Origin of the sequence: Corallococcus exercitus (assembly GCF_003611585.1) — a bacterium.
GTDB classification, from domain to species: domain Bacteria; phylum Myxococcota; class Myxococcia; order Myxococcales; family Myxococcaceae; genus Corallococcus; species Corallococcus exercitus.
Genome location: NZ_RAVW01000845.1, coordinates 1 through 758, shown reverse-complemented (window position 1 = coordinate 758; position 758 = coordinate 1). Strand labels below are relative to the sequence as shown.

The following is a 758-nucleotide window of genomic DNA, read 5'->3' as shown; positions in this document are numbered from 1 at the left end:
GCCCCGGGCGGCGGCGGTCTTCAGCACCTGACGCACGCGCTTCTCCAGCTCCTCGGGCGTGAAGGGCTTGCCCAGGTAGCCGTTGGCGCCGGCCTCTTCCGCGTAGGCCTTGTCCTCCGGCAGGTTGCGCGCGCTCACCATCAACACCGGGATGTGCGCGATGGCGGGCGTGCGGCGGATGTGCTCGCAGACGTCGTAGCCGGACACATCCGGCAACGTCAGGTCCAGGCACACGAGGTCCGGCTTGAGCGCGCCCGTCTGGAGGTACTCCATGGCGGCCTTGCCGTTGGGCTGCTCCACCACGTTCTTCACGCCCATCTGCTGGAGCATGTCACGCAGCATGACGCGGAACATCGGAGAGTCCTCCACGAGGAGGACGGTGAGCTGTTGGAGCTCCATCACGTCTGACGCCTTTCCTTCCCTCACCCGAACCCGTACTTGGGCACGAGGACGAGCACGCCATATGCGTACGCCATGTTGAAGAGGGCCACCCACAGGATGGCCTTCTTCATCCCCCGCCAGGGGTGCGCATCGCGCGCGGCCGCTCCGGGCAGCGCGATGGTGGCAATCAGGACGGACAGGAGGATGAGCTTCGCCATGTGGGGAGGCTCAGAGGATACCCGTTTTCTGGATCGTCAGTCCCAGCGTCGCGGACCACACCGTGCGGGCCGCCTCCACGTCGGGCGAGCGAGTCCACGCCGTGCGGGTGTCCACCTCCAGGGCCATCCAACGGTTCAGCGTCCAACCCGCGCCCACCC

At 67.3% G+C, this 758-nt stretch carries 3 protein-coding genes; all 3 read right to left on the bottom strand.

Annotation, left to right across the window (positions count from 1 at the left end):
* The coding region (gene epsW / locus D7W79_RS42470; RefSeq protein WP_147442375.1) for an exopolysaccharide biosynthesis response regulator EpsW at positions 1 to 399 on the bottom strand (399 nt) is incomplete at its 3' end.
* 23 nt (positions 400 to 422) lie between these two features.
* Positions 423 to 599 carry a hypothetical protein gene (locus tag D7W79_RS44415; protein WP_167497805.1) on the bottom strand — a complete coding sequence of 59 codons (177 nt, stop codon included), beginning with the start codon at positions 597 to 599 and terminating at the stop codon, positions 423 to 425.
* 10 nt (positions 600 to 609) lie between these two features.
* Positions 610 to 756 (bottom strand): hypothetical protein, encoded by a 147-nt coding sequence (locus D7W79_RS46625; RefSeq protein WP_500681259.1) that lies wholly within the window; start codon positions 754 to 756, stop codon positions 610 to 612.
* Between the last annotated feature and the right edge of the window lie 2 nt (positions 757 to 758).